Below are 19,180 nucleotides of genomic sequence, written 5' to 3'. Positions count from 1 at the left end.
AATAAATATTCACACCAAGGACGTTCAGATGCTCAGCACAGACCCAGTCGGCGCCGAACGGTTCCGGGCGCGTCGCCGCCGCATCGCCGACGAAGCCCCGGACGAACAGGTCCGCGAGCTCCGGCAACTGGCCGCCGAGGTGCGCCGGACCGTGGTGCACATGATCGACAAGGCGCAACTCGGCCATATCGGCGGCGACCTGTCGGTGACCGACATCCTCGTCACCCTCTTCGGGCGGGTGCTCGACGTGGATCCCGCGCAGCCCCGCAGACCCGACCGCGACCGGTTCATCCTCAGCAAGGGGCACTGCGCCGCCTCCCTGTACGCCACGCTCGCCCACTGCGGCTACTTCCCGGTATCCGAGTTGTCCACCTTCATGGCCCCGCTCTCCGCGCTCAACGGCCACCCGAACCGGACCAAGGTCCCGGGGGTCGAGACCAACACCGGGCCCCTGGGCCACGGGTTCCCCGTCGCGGTCGGCTGCGCCCTGGCCGCCAGGCTCTCGGGCCGCTCCTACCGCACGTACGTCGTCCTCGGCGACGGCGAGTTGCAGGAGGGCAGCAACTGGGAGGCCGCCATGACCGCCGCCCACTACGACCTCGGCTCCCTCACCGCGATCGTCGACCGCAACCGCCTCCAGCAGGGCGCCGGTACCGAGGAGACCAAGCGCCTGGAGCCGCTGGCGGAGAAGTGGACCAGCTTCGGCTGGGAGGCGCGCGAGGTGGACGGCCACGACCACGCGGGACTGCTGTCCGCGCTGCGCCCCTCCCCCACCGGCCGACCGGTCGCGGTGATCGCGCGGACCGTCAAGGGCAAGGGTGTGTCGTTCATCGAGGACCGGGTGGAGTGGCACCACAAAGTGCCCGACGACGGCCAGGTGCGCACCGCACTGGAGGAGCTGAGCCGATGACCACCGGACTCATACCCGAGAACACCGCCCGGACCTACGACTGCCGCCAGGCCTTCGCCGAGGAACTGATCGCCCTGGCCGCCGAGGACCCGCGCGTCGTCGCCGTCTGCAACGACTCCGTGGGATCGAGCAACCTGGTGCGCTTCCGGGAGCTGTACCCCGATCGCCTGATCAACGTCGGCATCGCCGAGCAGGACCTCGTCGGCGTCGGGGCCGGGCTGGCCAACGGCGGGCTCATCCCCTTCGTGAGCGCGGCGGGCCCGTTCCTCACCGGCCGGGCCACCGAGCAGATCAAGACCGACGCCGCCTACAACGGACTGCCCGTCATCCTGTGCGGCCAGAGCCCCGGCATGGCGTACGGGGAGCTGGGGCCGACCCACCACTCGATCGAGGACCTGTCGTGGATGCGGGCCATCGCCGACCTGGCCGTCGCGGTCCCCGCCGACCCGGCCCAGACACGCGCCGCCGTACGCTGGGCAGCCGCCCATGACGGCCCGGTCTACCTGCGCATCCCACGGTTCAAGATCCCCGCCGTCACTCCCGAGGACGCGCCGTTCCGCCCCGGGCACTCCCTCCAGCTCACCGACGGGGACGACGTGACGGTGATGGCCGTCGGCACGATGGTCTCCCGGGCGCTCACCGCCGCCGAGACCCTGCGCGCGGAGGGCATCGGCGTCCGCGTGCTGAACATGACCTTCGTCGAGCCGATGGACACAGGCGCGGTGCTGCGCGCCGCCCGCGAGACCCGGGGCATCGTCACCGCCGAGGAGGCGACCACCACGGGCGGGCTCGGGGCGGCGGTGGCCAGCGTCGTCGCCCAGAACCGTCCGGTGCCCATGCGGATCCTGGGAGTGCACCGGAGGTTCGCGCCCACCGGCAGCGCCTCCTTCCTGCTGGAACACTTCGGTCTGACCGCCGACGGCATCGCCGTCGCCGTCCGGGAGCTGCTGTCCCATGAGCAGCGCTGAACCGCTCGTCCTCGCCATCGACCAGGGCACCAGCGCGACCAAGGCGGTGCTGGTCGACCGGCGCGGAGACATCGTTGCCCGCGGTTCGGTCCCGCTGGGTCTGTCGACCCCGTACCCGGGGTGGGTCGAGCAGTCGGCGGAGGAGATCTGGACCGGCTGCGGGCGGGCCGTCGCCGCGTGCCTCGACGGCCAGGACGCCTCGCGCGTCGCCGCCATCGGGCTGAGCACCCAACGCGAGTCGCTGCTGCTGTGGGACCGGGCGACCGGGGAGCCGCTGAGTCCGCTGGTGAGCTGGCTGGACAAGCGCACCGCGGGCGATCCGGCGCTGCTGCGGGCCGTGCCCCACGCGGAGCTGGTCCGCGAGGTCAGCGGGCTGCCGCTGGACCCGATGTTCTCGGCCCCCAAGGCCGCCTGGCTGCTGGACCGGTACGACCCCGACCGGCGCCGCAGCCGCGCGGGCGAGCTGTGCCTGGGCACCGTCGACTCCTGGCTGTTGTTCAAGCTCGGTGGCGCCCATCTCATCGAGATCGGCAACGCCGCGCGCACCCAGCTGCTCGACGTGCGCCGGTGTACCTGGGACCGGCGGCTGACCCGGATCTTCGACGTACCGCCGGAGGTGCTGCCCCAGGTCGTACCGTCGCAGGGCCCGTTCCCCAGTACCCGCGGTCTCGCGCCGCTGTCCGACGGGGTGCCGGTCACCGCGGTGCTCGGCGACTCCCACGCCGCGCTGTTCGCCCACGCGGGATGGGCGCCGGGGACGGTCAAGGCGACGTACGGCACCGGGTCCTCGGTGATGGCCGTGGTCCCCTCCGCGGCCCGGGTCTCCTCCGGGCTGTGCCTGACCGTCGCCTGGCAGACCCGCGGTACCCCGACCTGGGCGGTGGAGGGAAACGTCCGCTCCGCCGGAGCCACCGTGAACTGGCTGGCGGGCGTGCTCGGCCGCGACCCCGCCGAACTGGCGGAACTGGCCGCGGACAGCAGCGAGGGCGTGGTCGTCGTCCCCGCCTTCGGCGGGCTGGGCGCCCCCTGGTGGGACGAGAACGCGGTGGGCCTGATCAGCGGGCTCACCCTGGGCACCCACGCCGGGCACCTCGCTCGCGCCGCGCTGGAGTCGATCGCGTTCCAGGTCGAGGACGTGGTGGCGGCGGTCGAGCGGGAGACCGGCCCCGTCACCCGGCTGCTCGCGGACGGCGGGCCGACCGGCAACCCGGTGCTGATGCGCCTCCAGGCGGACACCAGCGGGCGGACCGTCGAACGGGCGCTGGCCCGCGATCTGTCGGCCCTCGGCGCCGCCCACCTGGCGGGGCTGACCCGCGGGGTGTGGGACCGGGCCGCCCTGGAACGGCTGGCCCGCCCCCGGGAGGGCTACGCGCCGACCGGTGACGAGGCCGCCCGGGCCCGCCGGCTCGCGCACTGGCACACAGCGGTGCGGCGCGCCCGCCTCCAGGCCGCCACCTGCGACGACGGCCGGACCGGCGAGGAGGAAGGCCGGTCCGGCGAGGAGCACGGCCACCTCCCGGCACCCCCGCCGCGGGCCACCGCCGCACCGCCTCGCACCCCCGAACCCTCGGCCGCCCAAGGAGCGTCATGACCATGCGATACGCGGGAAAGGGCGTCGTGGTCACCGGGGCCGCGCGCGGTATCGGCCTCGGGATCGCCGCCCGGTTCGCCGGCGAGGGCGCCGATGTCCTGCTGGTGGACGCGGCCGCCTCCGTCGAGGACGCGGCCGCGGAGCTGGCCGCCGACAGCGGCACCCGTACCCTCGGCGTCCGGGCGGACGTCACCTCGCCCGAGGACGTGGCCCGCGCCTTCGCGCTCGCCGAGTCCACGTGGGGACGGCTGGACGTCCTGGTCAACAACGCGGGCGTCATCACCATCAGCAGGCTCGAGGACCTGACCCACGAGGAGTGGCAGAAAGTCCTCGCCGTCAACACCACCGGCACCTTCCTGTGCGCCCAGGCGGCGGCGGCCGCCATGCGGCGGTACGGACACGGCGGGCGCATCCTCAACGCGGCCTCGGGACAGGCGCGGCAGGGGTTCGTCTACACACCGCACTACGCGGCCAGCAAGTTCGGGGTGGTCGGCCTCACCCAGTCCCTGGCCAAGGAGCTCGCCGGGGACCGGATCACGGTCAATGCCTACTGCCCCGGGATCGTCGGCAGCGAGATGTGGGACTACAACGACCGCGCGTGGGGCCGGCTGCTCGGCGACTACGCGCCCGGGGAACTGATGGCCGAGTGGATCGCGGGGATCCCCCTCGGGCGCGCCGGAACCCATGACGACATCGCCAACCTTCTGCTCTTCCTCGCCTCGCGGGAGGCGGAGTACATCACCGGCCAGACGATCAACGTCGACGGCGGGATGTTCATGAACTAACTCCGACGAGGTCGGAGGCGACTGGACGCGCGGGGCCGCGGCTGCCCCGGGTCGGACATGGACGGAATATCACCACTCGGAGGTTTCGATGAGCACGACCGGCAACGCCGCAACGGCCGTTGACGCACCACCACCCCCTTCGGACACCCACCGCGCCCGGCTGCCGTCCTGGGTGACGGGTGTCCTCACCGGATCGCGTGGTCCCGCCCTCGGCCTGATCGGCATGTGCGTCGTCTTCTTCATCGCGACGCCGTACTTCCTCACCCAGAGCAATCTGCTCAACATCGTCGACCAGACCGCCGTCCTCGGTCTGCTCGCGCTCGGCATGACCGCGGTCATCGTGATGGGCGGCATCGACCTGTCCGTCGGCGCCGTGCTGGCCCTCGCGACCATGGTGGTCGGCTGGCTCTCGCACGACCAGGGGTGGCCGCTGTGGCTGAGCGCGGTGGCCGCGATCGGCGTCGCCGGCGTATGCGGGCTCGCCAACGGGCTCGGCATCACCTACACCAGGCTGCCGCCGTTCATCGCCACGCTGGCGATGATGTCGATCGCCCGCGGCCTGGCCAACGTCATCACCGACGGGCAGCAGATCGTCGGGTTCCCCGACTGGTTCGACAACCTGTCCACCACCCGGTACCTCGGCATCTTCACCGCGTGCACCGCCGTGCTCGCCGCGCTGTACGTGGCGGGGTGGGCGTACATGCGCTACCGGAGCGGCGGCCGCGCGCTGTACGCGATCGGCGGCAGCGCCGAGGTCGCCCGGCTCGCCGGCATCGCCGTCAAGAAGCGGACCGTGCTCGTCTACACCGTGACCGGTCTGCTGGCGGGCCTGGCCGGGGTCTTCCTGACGATGCGCCTGGACTCCTCCCAGCCGAGCGCGGGCACCGGTTACGAACTCGACACCATCGCCGCCGTGGTGATCGGCGGGGCCAGCCTCAGCGGCGGTGTCGGCTCGGTCACCGGAACCCTGTTCGGCGTTCTGATCATCGGAGTCCTGCGCAACGGCCTCAACCTGCTGGGCGTCTCGCCGTTCATCCAGCAGATCGTCATCGGCCTGGTGATCGCGCTGGCCGTCATGCTCGATGTGCTCCGCCGCCGCGAGGCGCGCTGACGCACCCCGGCTCTCCCCTCTCTCACCCTCTCCGCTTCTCCTCTCTTCCCCCGGCACAAGCCAAGGAGTGGTTCCCATGAAGACACGAGTGACGACACGCGTCGTGATAGCCACCGGAATCGCGGCCACCATGGTGGTCGGCGTCACCGCCTGCGGACGCGGCAACAGCGGTGCGAAGACCGCCGACGGCAAGCAGATCACCATCGGGCTGGCCGTGGCCAACCTCCAGGCCGACTTCTTCAACCAGATCAAACAGTCCGTGACCGCCGAGGCGAAGAAGAAGGGCATCAAGGTCATCGTCTCCGACGCGCACGGCGACGCGGCCACCCAGGTCAACCAGATCCAGGACTTCATCAGCCGTCAGGTGAGCGCCATCATCTACATCCCCGCGGGCGCGACGGCGGCCGGCGTCCCCGTGAAGGCGGCCAACCGCGCCAAGATCCCCGTGGTCACCGTGGACCGCAACCCGCCCGGCCAGCCCGGCAAGTCGTTCATCGCCAGCGACAGCGTCGCGGCCGCGCGGACGCTGGGCGACTACGTGGTCAAGGAGTCCGGTGGCAAGGGTCAGCTCGCCATTCTCCAGGGCCAGATCGGCACCACCCCGCAGGTGGACCGGCAGAAGGGGTTCGGGCAGGCCCTCAAGAACGCGCCCGGCATCAAGGTGGTGTCCCAGCAGCCCGCCGACTGGGCGCAGGACAAGGCGTACTCCGTCGCCCAGGACATGCTGCAGGCCCACCCCGGCATCGACATCCTGTGGGGCCAGGCCGACGCGATGGCGCTCGGCGCCGCCCAGGCCGTCAAGGCGTCCGGCTCGCACAAGAAGCACCTGATCGTCGGCTTCGACGGCGACATCGCGGGGCTCAAGGCCGTCCGCCGGGGCACCGTGGACGCCACCATGGTGCAGCAGACGCGCAAGATGGGCCGGATGTCGGTGAACACCGCCGTGGACATCCTCAAGGGCAAGAAGGTCCCTGCCGAGCAGCTTCAGCCCGCCTTCCTCCTGACCAGCAAGGACAAGAAGAAGGCCACCCAGTTCATCAACTCCCACCCGTAAACGGCGGCATGGACGGCATGGACAGGAGAGACGGTATGGACAACGGGTCCCAGGGCCTGGTCGTACGGGGGATATCCAAGCGGTTCGGGGTGACCCAGGCGCTCGACCGCTTCGACCTGGAGGTGCGCCCCGGGGAAGTGGTGGCGCTGCTCGGCGAGAACGGCGCGGGCAAGTCCACCGTGTCCAACGTCATCGCGGGCACCTTCCCCTCCGACACCGGCGAGATGACCTGGCAGGGGCGGCCGTACGAGCCGAAGACCCCCGGAGACGCCATCGGCCACGGCATCGGCCTCATCCACCAGGAGATGCGCCTGCTGCCGGACCTGTCCGTGGCCGAGAACGTGTTCCTCGGGCGGCTGCTGCGCCGGGGCGGGCGTATCGACCGGGGCGAGATGAACCGGCGGGCCCGGGAACAGCTGCGGCGGCTGGGCCTCGACATCTCCCCGACCCGCCTGGTGCGCACCCTGCGGGTGGCCGAGCAGCAGCAGGTCGAGATCGCCAAGGCGCTGACCCTGAACGCGCGCCTGCTGATCCTCGACGAGCCCACGGCCGCCCTCGGCGGCGAGGAGACCGATCACCTCTTCGAGCGGATCGGCGCCCTCCGTGACGAGGGGATGTCGTTCGTCTATGTGAGCCACCGGCTGGAGGAAATCGCCCGCATCTGCGACCGCGTCGTGGTCATGCGCGACGGACAGCTCGTCGCCACCCACGACACCGCGCAGGTACCGGTGGTACAGCTGGTGGAGGAGATGGTCGGGCGCAGCATCGAGCGCATCTTCCCCGACACCGGAACCGCCCGTGCCCGGGAGGTGCTCCAGGTGCGGAACCTGGCCGGGCCCTCCTTCCAGGACGTGTCGTTCAGCGTCCACGAGGGCGAAGTCCTCGGCATCGCGGGCATCGTGGGGGCGGGCCGCACCGAACTGGTGCGGGCCGTCGCGGGCGTCGACCCGGTGACCGGGGGCACGGTGGCCGTCGAGGGCCGGGAGCTGCGGCTGCGCGGGCCCCGGGACGCCATCGCGGCGGGCGTGGTGCTGGTGCCCGAGGACCGCAAGGGCCAAGGCGCGGTCCTGGACCTGTCGATCGGCGACAACGTGGCCCTCGCCAACCTCGACCGCATCGCCCGCCGGGGCTGGCTGAGCCCGCGCCGGGTGGCGGCGGTCGCCGGGGAGGCCATCAGCCTGATGACCGTCAAGGGGCGGGCCGGGCAGCCGGTGCGGACGCTGTCCGGCGGCAACCAGCAGAAGGTCGTCATCGCCAAGTGGCTGGAGCGCAAGCCCAAGGTGGTCATCCTGGACGAGCCGACCCGCGGTATCGACGTCGGCGCGCGGGCCGCGATCTACGAGGTGATCGCGGACCTGGCCCGCTCCGGCATGGCGGTCGTCGTGGTCAGCTCCGACCTCGACGAGGTGCTGGGCCTGTCCCATCGGGTGCTCGTCCTCAGCCGGGGACGGCAGCGGGGCATCCTTCCGGCGGAGGAGGCCACCGACGCCGCAGTCATGCGCCTCGCCACGGCATGATGCGGCTATGAATCCCCACAACCGGACCGGCACCCCCGCGACCCGCACCACGCGCATGGCGACCAGCGACGAGCAGCTGCGGCTGATGACCCGGATCGCCCGGCTCTACCACGAGCAGGGGATGCGGCAGCCGCGAATCGCCGAGGAACTGCACATCTCCCAGGCGCGCGTCTCCAGGCTGCTCACCCAGGCCGCCAAGCTCGGCATCGTGCGCACCATCGTGGTGCCGCCCGAGGGGGTCTTCGCCGAGCTGGAGGAGGAGATCGCGGCACGGTACGGGCTGCGCGACGTGGTGGTCGTCGATGTCGAGGGCGAGGCCGATTCCGTCATCCCCGCGCTCGGCGCGGCCACCGCGGTCTACTTGGAGACCACGCTCATGGAGGGCGACCGGCTGGGCATCTCCTCGTGGAGCGCCACTCTGCTCGCGGCGGTGGAGGCCATGCGGTCCCGGCCGGGCGGGCGGTTCCTGGAGGAGGTCGTCCAGCTGATGGGCGGGGTGGGCGATCCGCAGGTCCAGGTCCAGGCGACCCGGCTGATGGGGCGGCTCGCCGAGCTGACCGGCGCGGAGCCCGTCTTCATGTCGGCGCCGGGGCTGGTGGCCGGCGCCACCGTGCGGGACGCCATCCTCGCCGACCCCAAGGTGAGCAGCGTGGCCGCGGCGTGGAAGAGCCTCACCATCGCCATCGTGGGCATCGGCAGCCTCGACCCCTCGCCGCTGCTGCGCCGCAGCGGCAACATCTTCTCCGACGACGACCAGGAACAGCTGCGCGCGCTCGGCGCGGTGGGCGACATCTGCCTGCACTTCTTCGACGAGCACGGCACCCTGCTCGACACCGAGCTGAACGACCGGGTCATCGGCATCACCCCCGACACCTACCGCGCCGTGCCGCGCCGCGTCGCGGTGGCCGGCGGCGACCGCAAATGCGCGGCGATACGCGCCGCCCTGCTGGGCGGCTGGGTCGATGTCCTGATCACCGACCTGGGAGTGGCCCGCCGGCTGGCGGGCCGGCCCGACCGAACCGAACGACAAGCGCCGTAGCGTCGACGAGCGCCGCGGCAGCATCCCTCAAGGAGTCCTCATGCCCGTCCCCTCCTTCCGCCTGGACGACAGCGTGGCCCTGGTGACCGGAGCCGGCAGCGGCATCGGCCGACGGCTGGCGATCGGGCTCGCCGAGACCGGGGCTGATGTCGGATGCCTGGATCTGCCGGGCAGCGATCTGGCCGGCACGGTCACTGCGATCGAGGCCACGGGACGGCGCGCGGTCGCCCTCCCCGCCGATGTGACCCGGGCGGAGGACCTGGCGGAAGCGGTGGCCGTGGCCGAACGCGACCTGGGCCCCCTCCGGCTGGCGGTCAACGCCGCGGGCATCGCCGACGCCGCCCCGGCGGAGGACATGCCGCTGGAGCAGTGGAAGCGGGTCGTGGACGTGAACCTCACCGGAGTGTTCCTGTCCTGCCAGGCCGAGGGCAGGGCGCTGCTGCGCAATGGGGGCGGCGCCATCGTCAACATCGCCTCCATGTCGGGCACCATCGCCAACCGGGGGCTCACCCAGGCCCACTACAACTCCTCCAAGGCCGCCGTGATGCACCTGACGAAGAGCCTGGCCACGGAGTGGTGCACCCGCGGCGTCCGGGTCAACAGTGTGAGCCCCGGCTATACGGCCACGCCGATGAACCTGCGCCCCGAGGTGGCGACGCGCGTCACCCAGTTCGAGGCGGACACCCCGCTGGGCCGGATGGCGACGGTGGACGAGATGGTCGGCCCCACCGTGTTCCTGCTGAGCGACGCGGCGAGCTTCGTCACCGGTACGGACCTGCTGGTGGACGGCGGGGTCACCTGCTGGTAGCGGCGGCCGGCCGGGACCCCGCCCGTCGCGTTCAGGCCCAGCGCGACAGACCCGACTCGGCCAGCAGCCCTGCGTTGGCGGCCAGCAGGTCGAACGGGTCGTGGTCGGTGATGTCGATCTCCGCGACGTGCCAGACCAGCCCGGACCCGGCGGCCCGGACGGCCGCCGGGGCGTCGACGTCGCCGGTGCCGATCGGGGTCTGCGGCTCGCCGCGCCGCGCGGGGCCGTCCTTGAGGTGGACGGACACGGCGCGGGCGCCGAGGCGGGTCAGCACCTCGGCGGGGTCGGCTCCGGCCACGGTGGCCCAGTAGACGTCGAGTTCGGCCAGGATCGCGTCGTCCACCGAGGCCCAGAAGGCGTCGTAGCCGCTGCGCCCGTCTGGCAGCTTCGCCCATTCGAAGTCGTGGTTGTGGTAGCCCAGCCGCAGCCCGGCACCGGCCAGGGCCTCCCCGGCCGCGTTCACGGCGTCCGCGAAGGCCGCCACCCGGCCGGGGTCGCCGAAGTCGTCCTCGCTGAAGCCGCTGACCAGCCGGGGGTGCGGCACGAACACGGTGTCCGCGCCGATCTCCGCGCACTCCTCGGCCAGTGAGCCCACGTCGTCGGGCAGCCCGGCGTGGGTGGCGGAGACGCGCAGGCCCGCGGCGTCCAGTCCGCGCCGCAGCGCCTTGGCGGCCACCAGCCGGTCCGCGGCGCTCTTGTCCGCGGAGCCGAGGCCGAAGGGCTCGACGTAGCGGAAGCCGATCTCCGCGAGGCGGGCCAGGGTGCGGTCCTGGTCCTCGGCGAGCGCGTCCCGGACGCTGTACAGCTGCACGGACAACAGACCGTGCCGGTCACCTTGCTGATCCATGGTGCTTCCTCTCCCGTACGAAATCGTCGTTCAGCCGATGACCAGCGGACGCAGGGTGCGGTGGGCGATCCGCAGCCCCTGGATGACCTTCTCGTCCGTCCCGCCCCAGACCGGGTCCTCGTGCTCGACGGAGAGCGTTCCGGTGAAGCCGTGCTCGTAGAGGCGGTCGACGACGCGCGTCCAGTCGACCTGGCCGAGCCCCGGCACCCGGTAGCGCCACCAGCCGTTGTCCCACGGGTCGGGGCGGCCGACCGCCTTGCCGAAGACGCCGTACCGGTCGATGTCCCCGCTGCCCAGCTCGACGTCCTTGGCCTGGGCGTGCACGATGCGGTCGATGTAGGGCGCGATGGTCTTCACCGGGTCGATGCCGATCCAGGTGAGGTGCGAGGGGTCCCAGTTGAGGTACAGGTCCAGCGAGAACATCCACTCCCACAGCTCCGGGGAGTAGGCCAGGTTGCCCGGGTAGCCGTCGGGGTGCCAGCCCTCCATGACGCAGTTCTCGATGATGACCTTCACGCCGCGTTCGCCCGCGTAGTCGACCAGTTCGGGGAAGACGCGCTCGGCCTCCCTGAGATTGTCCGCGACGGGCCTGGTCCAGTCCCGGCCGATGAACGTGCCGACGTACGGGACGCCGAGCGCCGCGGCCGCGTCCACCGCGTGCTTGAAGTGGGTACGGATCTCCGCCCGGCGCTCCGGGTCGGGGTGCAGGTGGTTCTCGTAATAGGCGAGCGCGGACAGTTCGAGGCCGTGTTTGGCGAACAGCGCGAGCGTCTCCTCCGCGCGCGCCGCCGGGAAGTCGGCGACGGGCAGATGGCTCGCCTCGAAGTCGCGTCCTCCGGTCCTCGGCCAGACGGCGACCTCCAGCGCCTCGTAGCCGTTGCCGCTCGCCCACTCCGCGATCCGCGGGAGGGACCAGCCGGGGAGACATGCCGTCAGGAAGCCGAGTTTCATGCGTTCACACCTCTGTCCAGGAGCCGTTACGGGAGGATCGGAGAACCGCTTCGGTGATGCGGGCGGCGCGCAGTCCGTCGTCGAACGTCGGCAGGCCCTCCGGCCGGTCGCCGCCGATCGCGGCGTAGGTGTCGGCGACGAACGCCTCGAAGCACTCCGCGTACCCCTGGGGGTGCCCCGGGGGCAGGACCGACAGCCGCCGCTGTTCGGCCGAGCCGCGGCCGGGGTCGCGGCTGATGACCCGCGCGCCGTCCTCGCCGCCCAGCCAGATGGTCTCCGGGTTCTCCTGGTCGAAGACCGCGCTGGCCCGCGCGCCGTCCAGCTCGAACCACAGCCGGTTCTTCCGCCCGGCGGAGACCTGGGAGACGGTGGTGGACGCCAGGACACCGGAGGCGGTGCGCAGCAGCAGCGCGGCGCAGTCCTCGGTGCGTACGTCCATGTACTCCGCGTACTCCGCGTGGTCCGAGTGGTCCGTGGGGTCCGCGTGGTCCGTGGGGTCCGCGTGGTCCGTGGGGTCCGCGTGGTCCGTGGGGTCCGCGGCCTCGAAGGTGCGCGCCGCCCCGGCGGCGGGCCGCTTGTCCACGGCGATCGAGGTCGAGGCGACGACCTCGGCGAACCGCTCGCCCGACACCCACTCGACCAGATCGCACCAGTGGGAGCCGATGTCCGCGAAGGCGCGGGACGGGCCGCCGGCCACCGGGTCCACACGCCAGCCCGACACCTGCGGCGAGAGCATCCAGTCCTGCAGATAGCTGCCGTGGATCAGATGCCAGCCCCCGAACTCGCCGTCGATCCGGCGCGCCCGGATCTCACGGACCAGGGGGTGGTAGCGGTAGACGAAGGGGACGGTGGCCACCAGCCCGGCGCTGCGGGCCGTCTCCGCCATGCGTTCCGCCTCCGTGATGGAGACGGCCAGCGGTTTCTCGCAGACCACATGCTTCCCGGCGGCGAGGGCGCGCATCGCGAAGGGCGCGTGGGTGGCGTTGGGCGAACAGATGTGGACCACGTCCACGGAGTCGTCGTCGAGGAGCGCGTCCAGGGACGGAAAGGCAGGAACCCCCCATTCCCCGGCCACCTGCTCGGTGCGTGGGGGTGTGGAGGCCAGTACGCCGGCGATCCGGGCGCCGGCCAGGGCCGCGGCCCTGCGGTGGATCGCGCCGATCATCCCGGCTCCGACGATGGCGGTGCCGAGGGGTCCGGAGCGGCGTTGTGGTGGAGAAGTGATGACAGCCCTCCCATGAGGAACGTGTGCGGGATTGCCTGCTGTCGAGGGCTCGACGGCCCGACCTCGGTTTCGTCCGGCGGTGAGCCTAAGACAGTGATTAGCGCCTCACAAGACATTGAATTTCGCATCTTGTGAGTCATAAAAGCGGTCTGAATTGCTGTACGGTGACCGGCCATGGGAGCGCAGACGACGACGGACCCCCGCCCGATACCCCGGCTCTCGGTCGCCGGACTCCGGCCGCAGAACACCGGCGGCCCCGTCCACAGCTCGCTGGCCCGCCTCATCGCGTCGGGCATCGCCGACAACCGTGCCGACCTGGTCAAGGCCACCGGCCTGGCACGGTCCACGGTGACCCGGCACCTCGACACCATGATCGACGCCGGGGTGGTCACCGAGGGCGGAGCCGTCAGCCGGCCGGGACGCGGACGGCCGCCGCTCCGGCTGGCCCTCAACCCCCGGGCCGGGGTGGTCGCGGTGGCCGACGTCGGCGCCCACAGCGCCCGCCTGGCCCTCGCCGACCTGTCGCAGAACCTCGTATCGCAGGAGGAGATCGCGCTGGATGTGGCGCAGGGCCCCGAGGCGACGCTCGATCTGCTGACCGAGCGGCTGCGCCGCATGCTGGCCGAGTCCGCGGCCGCGTCCACGGGGGCCACGCCCGACCGCCCCTCCGCCCTCGTCGTCGGCCTCCCGGGGCCCGTCGACGCGCGCGCCGGAACTCCGGTACGGCCGCCCATCATGCCCGGCTGGGACGGCTTCCCGGTCGGCCGGACCATGACCGAGCGGTTCGGCTGCCGGACCTTCGTCGACAACGATGTGAACCTGATGGCCCTCGGGGAGGCCCGTGCCCTGCCGGAGGGCGAGGCGCCGCTACTCTTCATCAAGATCGGCACCGGTATCGGCGGCGGCCTCATCTCGGCCTCGGGGGAACTGCACCGCGGAGCGGAAGGGGCCGCGGGCGACATCGGGCATCTGCGGGTGCCCGGCGCCGACGACACCGTGTGCAGCTGCGGGAACATCGGCTGCGTGGAGGCCGTGGCGTCGGCCACCGCGATGGCGGCCCGGCTCAGCCGGGAGGACTCGGGCCTCGCCGAGCACGACAGGCCGCGCGGCGCCGCTGACCTGGCCCGGCTCGTCCGCGACGGCCACCCCGGGGCCGTCCGCGTCGTCCGCGAAGCCGCGGTGACGATCGGCGAGGTGGTGGCGCTGCTCGTCCACGTCTACAACCCGGCGCGGATCGTCATCGGCGGGGCGATCGCCGCCGCCAGCGACGACCTGCTGGCCAGGATCCGCGGTGTCGTCTACCGGCGGGCGCTGCCCCTGGCCACCCGCCGGCTCTCGCTGGCCCAGAGCGTGCTCGGGACGTCCGCCGGTGTCGTCGGCGGGACCGTGGTGGGTGTGGAGCATGTGCTCTCGCCCGAGGGGATCGGCGACGTGCTGGCGCATTCCGCCTGACCGGCCCCCTTGACCCTGCCGGGAAGCCGGTGCTTGCATGTGAGCGGTTTCAGCGACAGCGGTTTCGTCCAACTCCGTTGCCCCGAAGCGTCCTTCCGCCGCGTTCCACAGCCATCGAAGCGGTCGGCGCCCACCCAACCGGGAGAGAACCATGGACGAAACCACACAGCGCGTCCCCGTCGGCGTCATCGGTACCGGCTCGATCTTCAACGCCTACGCGCTCGGCCTTTCGACGATCCCGCAGCTGCCCATCGTGCGCGTCGCCGACCTCGACGGCGAGCGCGCCCGCGCCGCCGCCGAGGAGTGGAACATCCCGGCGTGGGGCACGGCCGAGGAGCTGCTCGCCGACCCCGAGGTGCAGGTGGTCGTCAACATCACCCCGCCCAACGCCCATGCGGCGCTGACCGACGCGGCCCTGCGCGCCGGAAAGCACGTGTACGTCGAGAAGCCGCTGGCCGCCACGGTCACGGAAGCCCGGCGGAACATCGAGACCGCCCGGGAGACCGGCAAGCTGCTCGGCGGCGCGCCCGACACGTTCCTCGGCCCCTCCGGGCAGACGGCCCGTGCCGCCGTCGACACCGGGCTGATCGGGCGGCCGTTCGCCGCGACCTCCTTCGTCCGCTCCTCGCGCGCCGAGACCTGGCACCCGGACCCCACGTTCCTGTTCACCGAGGGCGGCGGCCCGGTCCTGGACTGGGGCCCGTACCACATCGCCGCGCTGGTCAACCTGCTCGGACCGGTCAGCCGGGTGGTCGGGGCGACCACCCGGGCCGCCGACGAGCTGACCGTGACGGCTCCCGAGCGCCGCGTCGAGCGCGTCGACGTCACCGTGGACACCCACGCGACCGCGATCCTGCAGTTCGCCTCCGGTGCCCTGGCCACGGCCATGTACAGCTTCGACGTATGGGACACCACCCTTCCGCACCTGGAGGTCTACGGCACCGAGGGCACCCTTCAGGTGCCCAACCCCAACCGCTTCGACGACCCCGTACTGCTCAAGCGGCGCGGCGATGACGCGTGGAGCGAACTCCCGGCCGTCATGGACCCGGTGACCCCCGCGGGCGCCAGGGCCATCCGCGGCCCCGGGGTGCTGGACCTCGTACGCCACCTGGGCGGAGACCTCCACCGGGCCTCCGCCGACTTCGCGTTCCACGTCCTGGAGGTCCTGGAGCGGCTGAACGGCATATCACCGGCCGACGGCGCCGTCGAGATCACCAGCACGGTGAAGCGTCCGGCGCCCGTCCTCGGCGCCGGAGCGGGACTCTGACCGCGTAGCTCAGCGCCGCCCCGGCCCGCACGGTCCCGCCCGAGGCGGGCCGGGGGCGGCGCCCGTCACCCCACACACAGCTCCTCCTCCCCCCTCACCCGGGCCTCCCCCGCCCGCCCTCCGCCGGGTCATGGGCGGCCGCCCGGGAACGCATCCGCAAAGGAGCGGACCATGCCGCCTGCCCAGAATCCGCCTGCCCAGAATCCGAGCGACGCCCGCGTCCACACGGACGGCCCCGAGCCGCTCAGCGGGCCCGAGCGCTTGGCGAAAGCGACCGGGCAGGAGGTGAACGGGGTGTTCATCACCCTGTTCATCCTCGCCTACATCGGCCTGTGGATCGCCCTGTGCACCCCCGCCTCCGTCACCCTGGCCCTCCGCGTCGCCGACCTCGACCCGGACGGCAAGGCGGACAGCCTGTCGACCATCGCGGGCGCCGGCGCCTTCTGCGCGCTGGTGGCCAATCCCGTCTTCGGCAGGCTCAGCGACCTGTCCACGTCCCGCTGGGGCCAGCGCCGGCCGTACATCCTCGGCGGGATGGTCCTGGGATTCGGGGCGCTGCTGGTGATGGGCACGGCGCCCAACCTGTTCGTCCTGGGCATCGGCTGGTGCCTGGCCCAGGTGCTGTTCAACGCCGCCCTCGCCGCCGCGACCGCACTCCTCCCCGAGCGGGTGACGGACCGGTACCGGGGGCGGGTCTCCGGCCTGATGGGCACGACCACCCAGATCGGCATCGTCAGCGGCACGTTCCTCGTCCAGTTCACCGGGACGGACAACCTCTGGATGTTCATCGCCCCCGGACTCCTCGGCCTGGTCATGACCGGGATCTTCGTCTGCTACCTCAAGGAACTGCCCCGCTCCCGGGCGGAACTCCCCCGGCTCCGGTGGGCGGACATCCCCAGCAGCATGTGGATCAACCCGGTGCGCCACCCCGACTTCGCCTGGGCCTGGTGCGGACGGTTCCTGACCTGGACCGGCGTCAGCTTCCTGACGACGTACAAGGCGTACTTCCTGATGGACCGGCTGGGCTACACCGCCGAGGACGCCACCCCCGTCCTGTTCTGGTCGATGCTGCTGCTGGCCACCACCAACACCCTCAGCAGCTACACCGCCGGCTGGCTCTCCGACCGGGTACAGCGCCGCAAGATATTCGTCGCCGCGGCATCCGTCGTCTTCGCCTGCGCCATGGTCGTGGTGGCCCTGGCCCAGTCGACCGGGATGTTCCTCGCGGGAGTGGCGCTCTCCGGTCTCGGCCAGGGCATGTACATGGGAGTCGACTACGCCCTCGTGGCCTCGGTGCTGCCCAACAAGGACACCGAGGCCGCGAAGGGCATGGGCGTGTTCAACCTGTCCAGCACGATCCCCCAGACCATCGCCCCGATCCTCGCGCCCGTCTTCCTCGCCCTGGGAGGCGAGGACAACTACGCGGCCCTGTACGCCGCCGCCGCGGCCTTCTGCATCGCGGGCGCGTTCGGCATCCGCCTGGTGCGCGGTGCGCGATGACCGGGACCGGGGGCCGAGTCCCGGCAGAATGACCGCATGACTGCGGCGAGGGCATGCTCGCCCGTGAACTCCGGCGGACCGTGCCGGATGCGCGAACTGCTGCGCCCGGGCGGCGTCCTCGCCGTCGTCGGCCTCGCCCGCGACACCCTGCCGCGCGACCTGCCCTGCGTGCTCGCCGGGGTCGCCGTCGGCACCGCCCACCGCGCCGTGAAGGGCACCTGGCAGCACCCTCCCCCCATCGTGTGGCCGCCGCCGGCGACGTACCGCCAGATGCGGGCGCCGGCCGCCGAGTTGCTGCCCGGTTCCGTCTACCGCCGTCATCTGCTGTTCCGTTACAGCATCACCTGGCGCAAGCCGCCGGGCTGAGCCGAAGGGCCCTGCGGACGGGTTCCGGGCTTGTCATGGCTCGGCTAATCTGGCGACAGAGCTTGGGAGCGCTCCCACGCCCCTCTCACCCCCGCCGGAGGACCCGATGACCCTCGTGTCGCACCGCCGCCGCACCGCGTCAGCCGCCGTCGCCGCCCTGGCCGTGACGGGCCTCGCCGCCCCCGCCGCCTCGGCCTCCCCCGCCCCGGAAGCCCGGGCGGCCGCCTGCGGCGCCACCGGGTTCTGCGAGGACTTCGAGTCCCAGACCGGCACCACCCCCGCCGGTCGCTGGACCACGACGGTGGCCAACTGCTCGGGCACCGGCACCGCCACCGTCGACTCCACGGTGGCCCACACCGGCACCAAGTCGGTGCGGGTGACCGGCCGGGCGGGCTACTGCAACCACGCCTTCGCCGGGACCTCCCTGTCCGCCCTGCCGGCGACCGGCGACCTCTACGTGCGCTTCTGGGTCCGCCACACCACCGCGCTGCCCACCCAGCACGTCACCTTCGCGGCCATGAAGGATCCGAACGACAGCGGCAAGGACCTGCGCATGGGCGGCCAGAACAAGGCGCTCCAGTGGAACCGCGAATCGGACGACGCCACCCTCCCCGCCCAGAGCCCGGCGGGTGTCGCGCTCAGCACCCCACTGCCCGTCAACACCTGGACGTGCCTGGAGTTCCGCCTCGGCCGCGGCGCGGGCCGTCTCGACACCTGGGTGAACGGCGCGCTCGTCACCGGCCTGGTGGTCGACGGCACCCCGACCCAGGACGTCGACCAGCAGTGGCTGGCCCGCGGCGGCTGGCGGCCCGCCCCGACCGATCTGCGGCTGGGCTGGGAGAGCTACGGCGAGGGCGACGACACCCTCTGGTACGACGACGTGGCCGTGGGCACCGCCCGCAACGGCTGCGGCTGAGGCCGCGCGCACGCATTTCCCGCCGGTGCGCGCCGGAAAAGCCCCTTCCGACCGGAAGGGGCTTTCGGCATTTCCGGATTGGCGTCAACAGCCGCTGCCCCGCTAGAATTTGAGCGGTTCCAAGAAAAGGGGAAGCAGTGGCAGTTCGCTTTGTGCAGGTTGCGGAAACCGAGAAGGACGAGGAAGGGGTTCAGGAAACCGTCACGCCGGTTGTCGTCAACGGACAGACGGTCGAAACACGAATCTACGGACGTACGGTTCTTCACTGCGATCTCGAAACCGATATCACCGACGATGTGCATTCGGTGGAGATCTTGGTTCCGACCTGGGTCGAGGAAGAATACGAAACCGGGGAAACGAACGAGGACGGCAGCAACGCCATCGCCGTACGGTCGTCCCTGAAGTCGGAGCGCCGGGCCGTGGACCTGGGACCGGACGCGTTGAAGGCCCTCCAGAAGGCGCTGCAGCCGTTCGCGGCGGTGTCCAGGCCGGCGGAGGAGCCGACTTCCAAGAAGCGCGGCCGCCCCGCCAAGAAGGCGGCCGCGACTTCTCCGAGCGCGAGCTAGTCGCCGCGGGGGCGGGACCACATGGTCCCGCCCCCACCGATTTCCCGCGCGGAACCGCGTCGGCCGGTGGAGAAACGCGATTCCCGGCGGAGCGGGTCTCGATCGTTCATGAGTCCGGGCCGTTCGCCGCGGCGGGTGATGCGGCCTTTCCGGGGCCACCGCATCAGAGGCCACCGGTGTGAACACGACATCGGCCAGGCAGTCTCCGCCGGGAGCGGTCGCGAACGCGGCATCCAGCAGGATCTTCCCCGCCGGTACGGCGGGACAACCGGACCACGATCCAATCCGGGCTCCGGCGCAAAACGCA

Annotated in this window: 18 protein-coding genes; 15 read left to right on the top strand and 3 right to left on the bottom strand. The window is 72.0% G+C overall.

All coding sequences use genetic code 11. The features are described from left to right. Positions 1–28 precede the first annotated feature (28 nt). The 9 genes from ACFZCY_RS24275 (at position 29) to ACFZCY_RS24235 (ending at position 9,783) form a co-directional block, all read left to right on the top strand. Complete coding sequence (locus ACFZCY_RS24275; RefSeq protein WP_361480548.1) at positions 29–910, top strand: transketolase; 882 nt, start codon at positions 29–31, stop codon at positions 908–910. Further along, positions 907–1,878, top strand: a complete 972-nt coding sequence (locus tag ACFZCY_RS24270) for a transketolase C-terminal domain-containing protein (protein ID WP_391176916.1) — start codon at positions 907–909, stop codon at positions 1,876–1,878. The genes ACFZCY_RS24275 and ACFZCY_RS24270 overlap by 4 nt, the downstream gene beginning before the upstream one ends. Next, the gene (locus tag ACFZCY_RS24265) at positions 1,865–3,469 is read left to right on the top strand and encodes an FGGY family carbohydrate kinase (RefSeq protein WP_391176913.1); all 1,605 of its coding nucleotides are present in this window, start codon (positions 1,865–1,867) and stop codon (positions 3,467–3,469) included. Before ACFZCY_RS24270 ends, ACFZCY_RS24265 begins: the two co-directional genes overlap by 14 nt. Then, positions 3,466–4,254, top strand: coding sequence for an SDR family oxidoreductase (locus tag ACFZCY_RS24260; protein WP_391176910.1), 789 nt, complete (start codon positions 3,466–3,468; stop codon positions 4,252–4,254). The genes ACFZCY_RS24265 and ACFZCY_RS24260 overlap by 4 nt, the downstream gene beginning before the upstream one ends. 88 nt (positions 4,255–4,342) lie before the next feature. Continuing rightward, on the top strand, positions 4,343–5,365 hold the full coding sequence (locus tag ACFZCY_RS24255) for an ABC transporter permease (protein ID WP_391176907.1): 1,023 nt from the start codon (positions 4,343–4,345) through the stop codon (positions 5,363–5,365). A gap of 76 nt (positions 5,366–5,441) precedes the next feature. After that, a complete protein-coding gene (locus ACFZCY_RS24250) occupies positions 5,442–6,419 on the top strand; it encodes a sugar ABC transporter substrate-binding protein (protein WP_361480563.1) in 978 nt (325 codons plus the stop codon). A 35-nt stretch (positions 6,420–6,454) separates the two neighbouring features. Further along, on the top strand, positions 6,455–7,936 hold the full coding sequence (locus ACFZCY_RS24245) for an ATP-binding cassette domain-containing protein (RefSeq protein ID WP_391176904.1): 1,482 nt from the start codon (positions 6,455–6,457) through the stop codon (positions 7,934–7,936). A gap of 7 nt (positions 7,937–7,943) precedes the next feature. Continuing rightward, a complete protein-coding gene (locus tag ACFZCY_RS24240) occupies positions 7,944–8,975 on the top strand; it encodes a sugar-binding domain-containing protein (RefSeq protein ID WP_391176901.1) in 1,032 nt (343 codons plus the stop codon). A gap of 40 nt (positions 8,976–9,015) precedes the next feature. Further along, positions 9,016–9,783, top strand: a complete 768-nt coding sequence (locus tag ACFZCY_RS24235) for an SDR family oxidoreductase (RefSeq protein WP_391176898.1) — start codon at positions 9,016–9,018, stop codon at positions 9,781–9,783. 31 nt (positions 9,784–9,814) lie between these two features. On the opposite strand, the gene ACFZCY_RS24230 is transcribed toward ACFZCY_RS24235, so the two are convergent. Genes ACFZCY_RS24230 through ACFZCY_RS24220 form a run of 3 tightly spaced genes read right to left on the bottom strand, consistent with a single transcriptional unit; the run spans position 9,815 to position 12,761 of the window. Beyond that, positions 9,815–10,630, bottom strand: a complete 816-nt coding sequence (locus tag ACFZCY_RS24230) for a TIM barrel protein (protein WP_391176896.1) — start codon at positions 10,628–10,630, stop codon at positions 9,815–9,817. Positions 10,631–10,660: 30 nt separating this feature from the next. Beyond that, positions 10,661–11,581, bottom strand: coding sequence for a TIM barrel protein (locus ACFZCY_RS24225; protein WP_391176893.1), 921 nt, complete (start codon positions 11,579–11,581; stop codon positions 10,661–10,663). Positions 11,582–11,585: 4 nt separating this feature from the next. Then, positions 11,586–12,761 carry a Gfo/Idh/MocA family oxidoreductase gene (locus tag ACFZCY_RS24220; protein WP_391177225.1) on the bottom strand — a complete coding sequence of 392 codons (1,176 nt, stop codon included), beginning with the start codon at positions 12,759–12,761 and terminating at the stop codon, positions 11,586–11,588. A 219-nt stretch (positions 12,762–12,980) separates the two neighbouring features. Between ACFZCY_RS24220 and ACFZCY_RS24215 the strand changes: the two genes are divergently transcribed. The 6 genes from ACFZCY_RS24215 (at position 12,981) to ACFZCY_RS24190 (ending at position 18,873) form a co-directional block, all read left to right on the top strand. Then, positions 12,981–14,258 carry an ROK family protein gene (locus tag ACFZCY_RS24215; protein ID WP_391176891.1) on the top strand — a complete coding sequence of 426 codons (1,278 nt, stop codon included), beginning with the start codon at positions 12,981–12,983 and terminating at the stop codon, positions 14,256–14,258. A 151-nt stretch (positions 14,259–14,409) separates the two neighbouring features. Further along, complete coding sequence (locus ACFZCY_RS24210) at positions 14,410–15,525, top strand: Gfo/Idh/MocA family oxidoreductase (RefSeq protein WP_391176889.1); 1,116 nt, start codon at positions 14,410–14,412, stop codon at positions 15,523–15,525. 171 nt (positions 15,526–15,696) lie between these two features. After that, positions 15,697–17,025, top strand: a complete 1,329-nt coding sequence (locus ACFZCY_RS24205; RefSeq protein ID WP_391176885.1) for an MFS transporter — start codon at positions 15,697–15,699, stop codon at positions 17,023–17,025. A 36-nt stretch (positions 17,026–17,061) separates the two neighbouring features. Next, positions 17,062–17,391, top strand: a complete 330-nt coding sequence (locus ACFZCY_RS24200) for a hypothetical protein (protein ID WP_391176882.1) — start codon at positions 17,062–17,064, stop codon at positions 17,389–17,391. A gap of 106 nt (positions 17,392–17,497) precedes the next feature. Next, positions 17,498–18,307, top strand: coding sequence for a hydrolase (locus ACFZCY_RS24195; RefSeq protein ID WP_391176880.1), 810 nt, complete (start codon positions 17,498–17,500; stop codon positions 18,305–18,307). Between the two features lie 137 nt (positions 18,308–18,444). Then, on the top strand, positions 18,445–18,873 hold the full coding sequence (locus ACFZCY_RS24190) for a hypothetical protein (RefSeq protein ID WP_391176873.1): 429 nt from the start codon (positions 18,445–18,447) through the stop codon (positions 18,871–18,873). Positions 18,874–19,180: the final 307 nt, after the last annotated feature.

Origin of the sequence: Streptomyces sp. NPDC007983 (genome assembly GCF_042958345.1) — a bacterium.
GTDB lineage: Bacteria > Actinomycetota > Actinomycetes > Streptomycetales > Streptomycetaceae > Streptomyces.
Note: the sequence above shows the minus strand (reverse complement) of the source record. Positions and strands in the feature narration are given on the sequence as shown.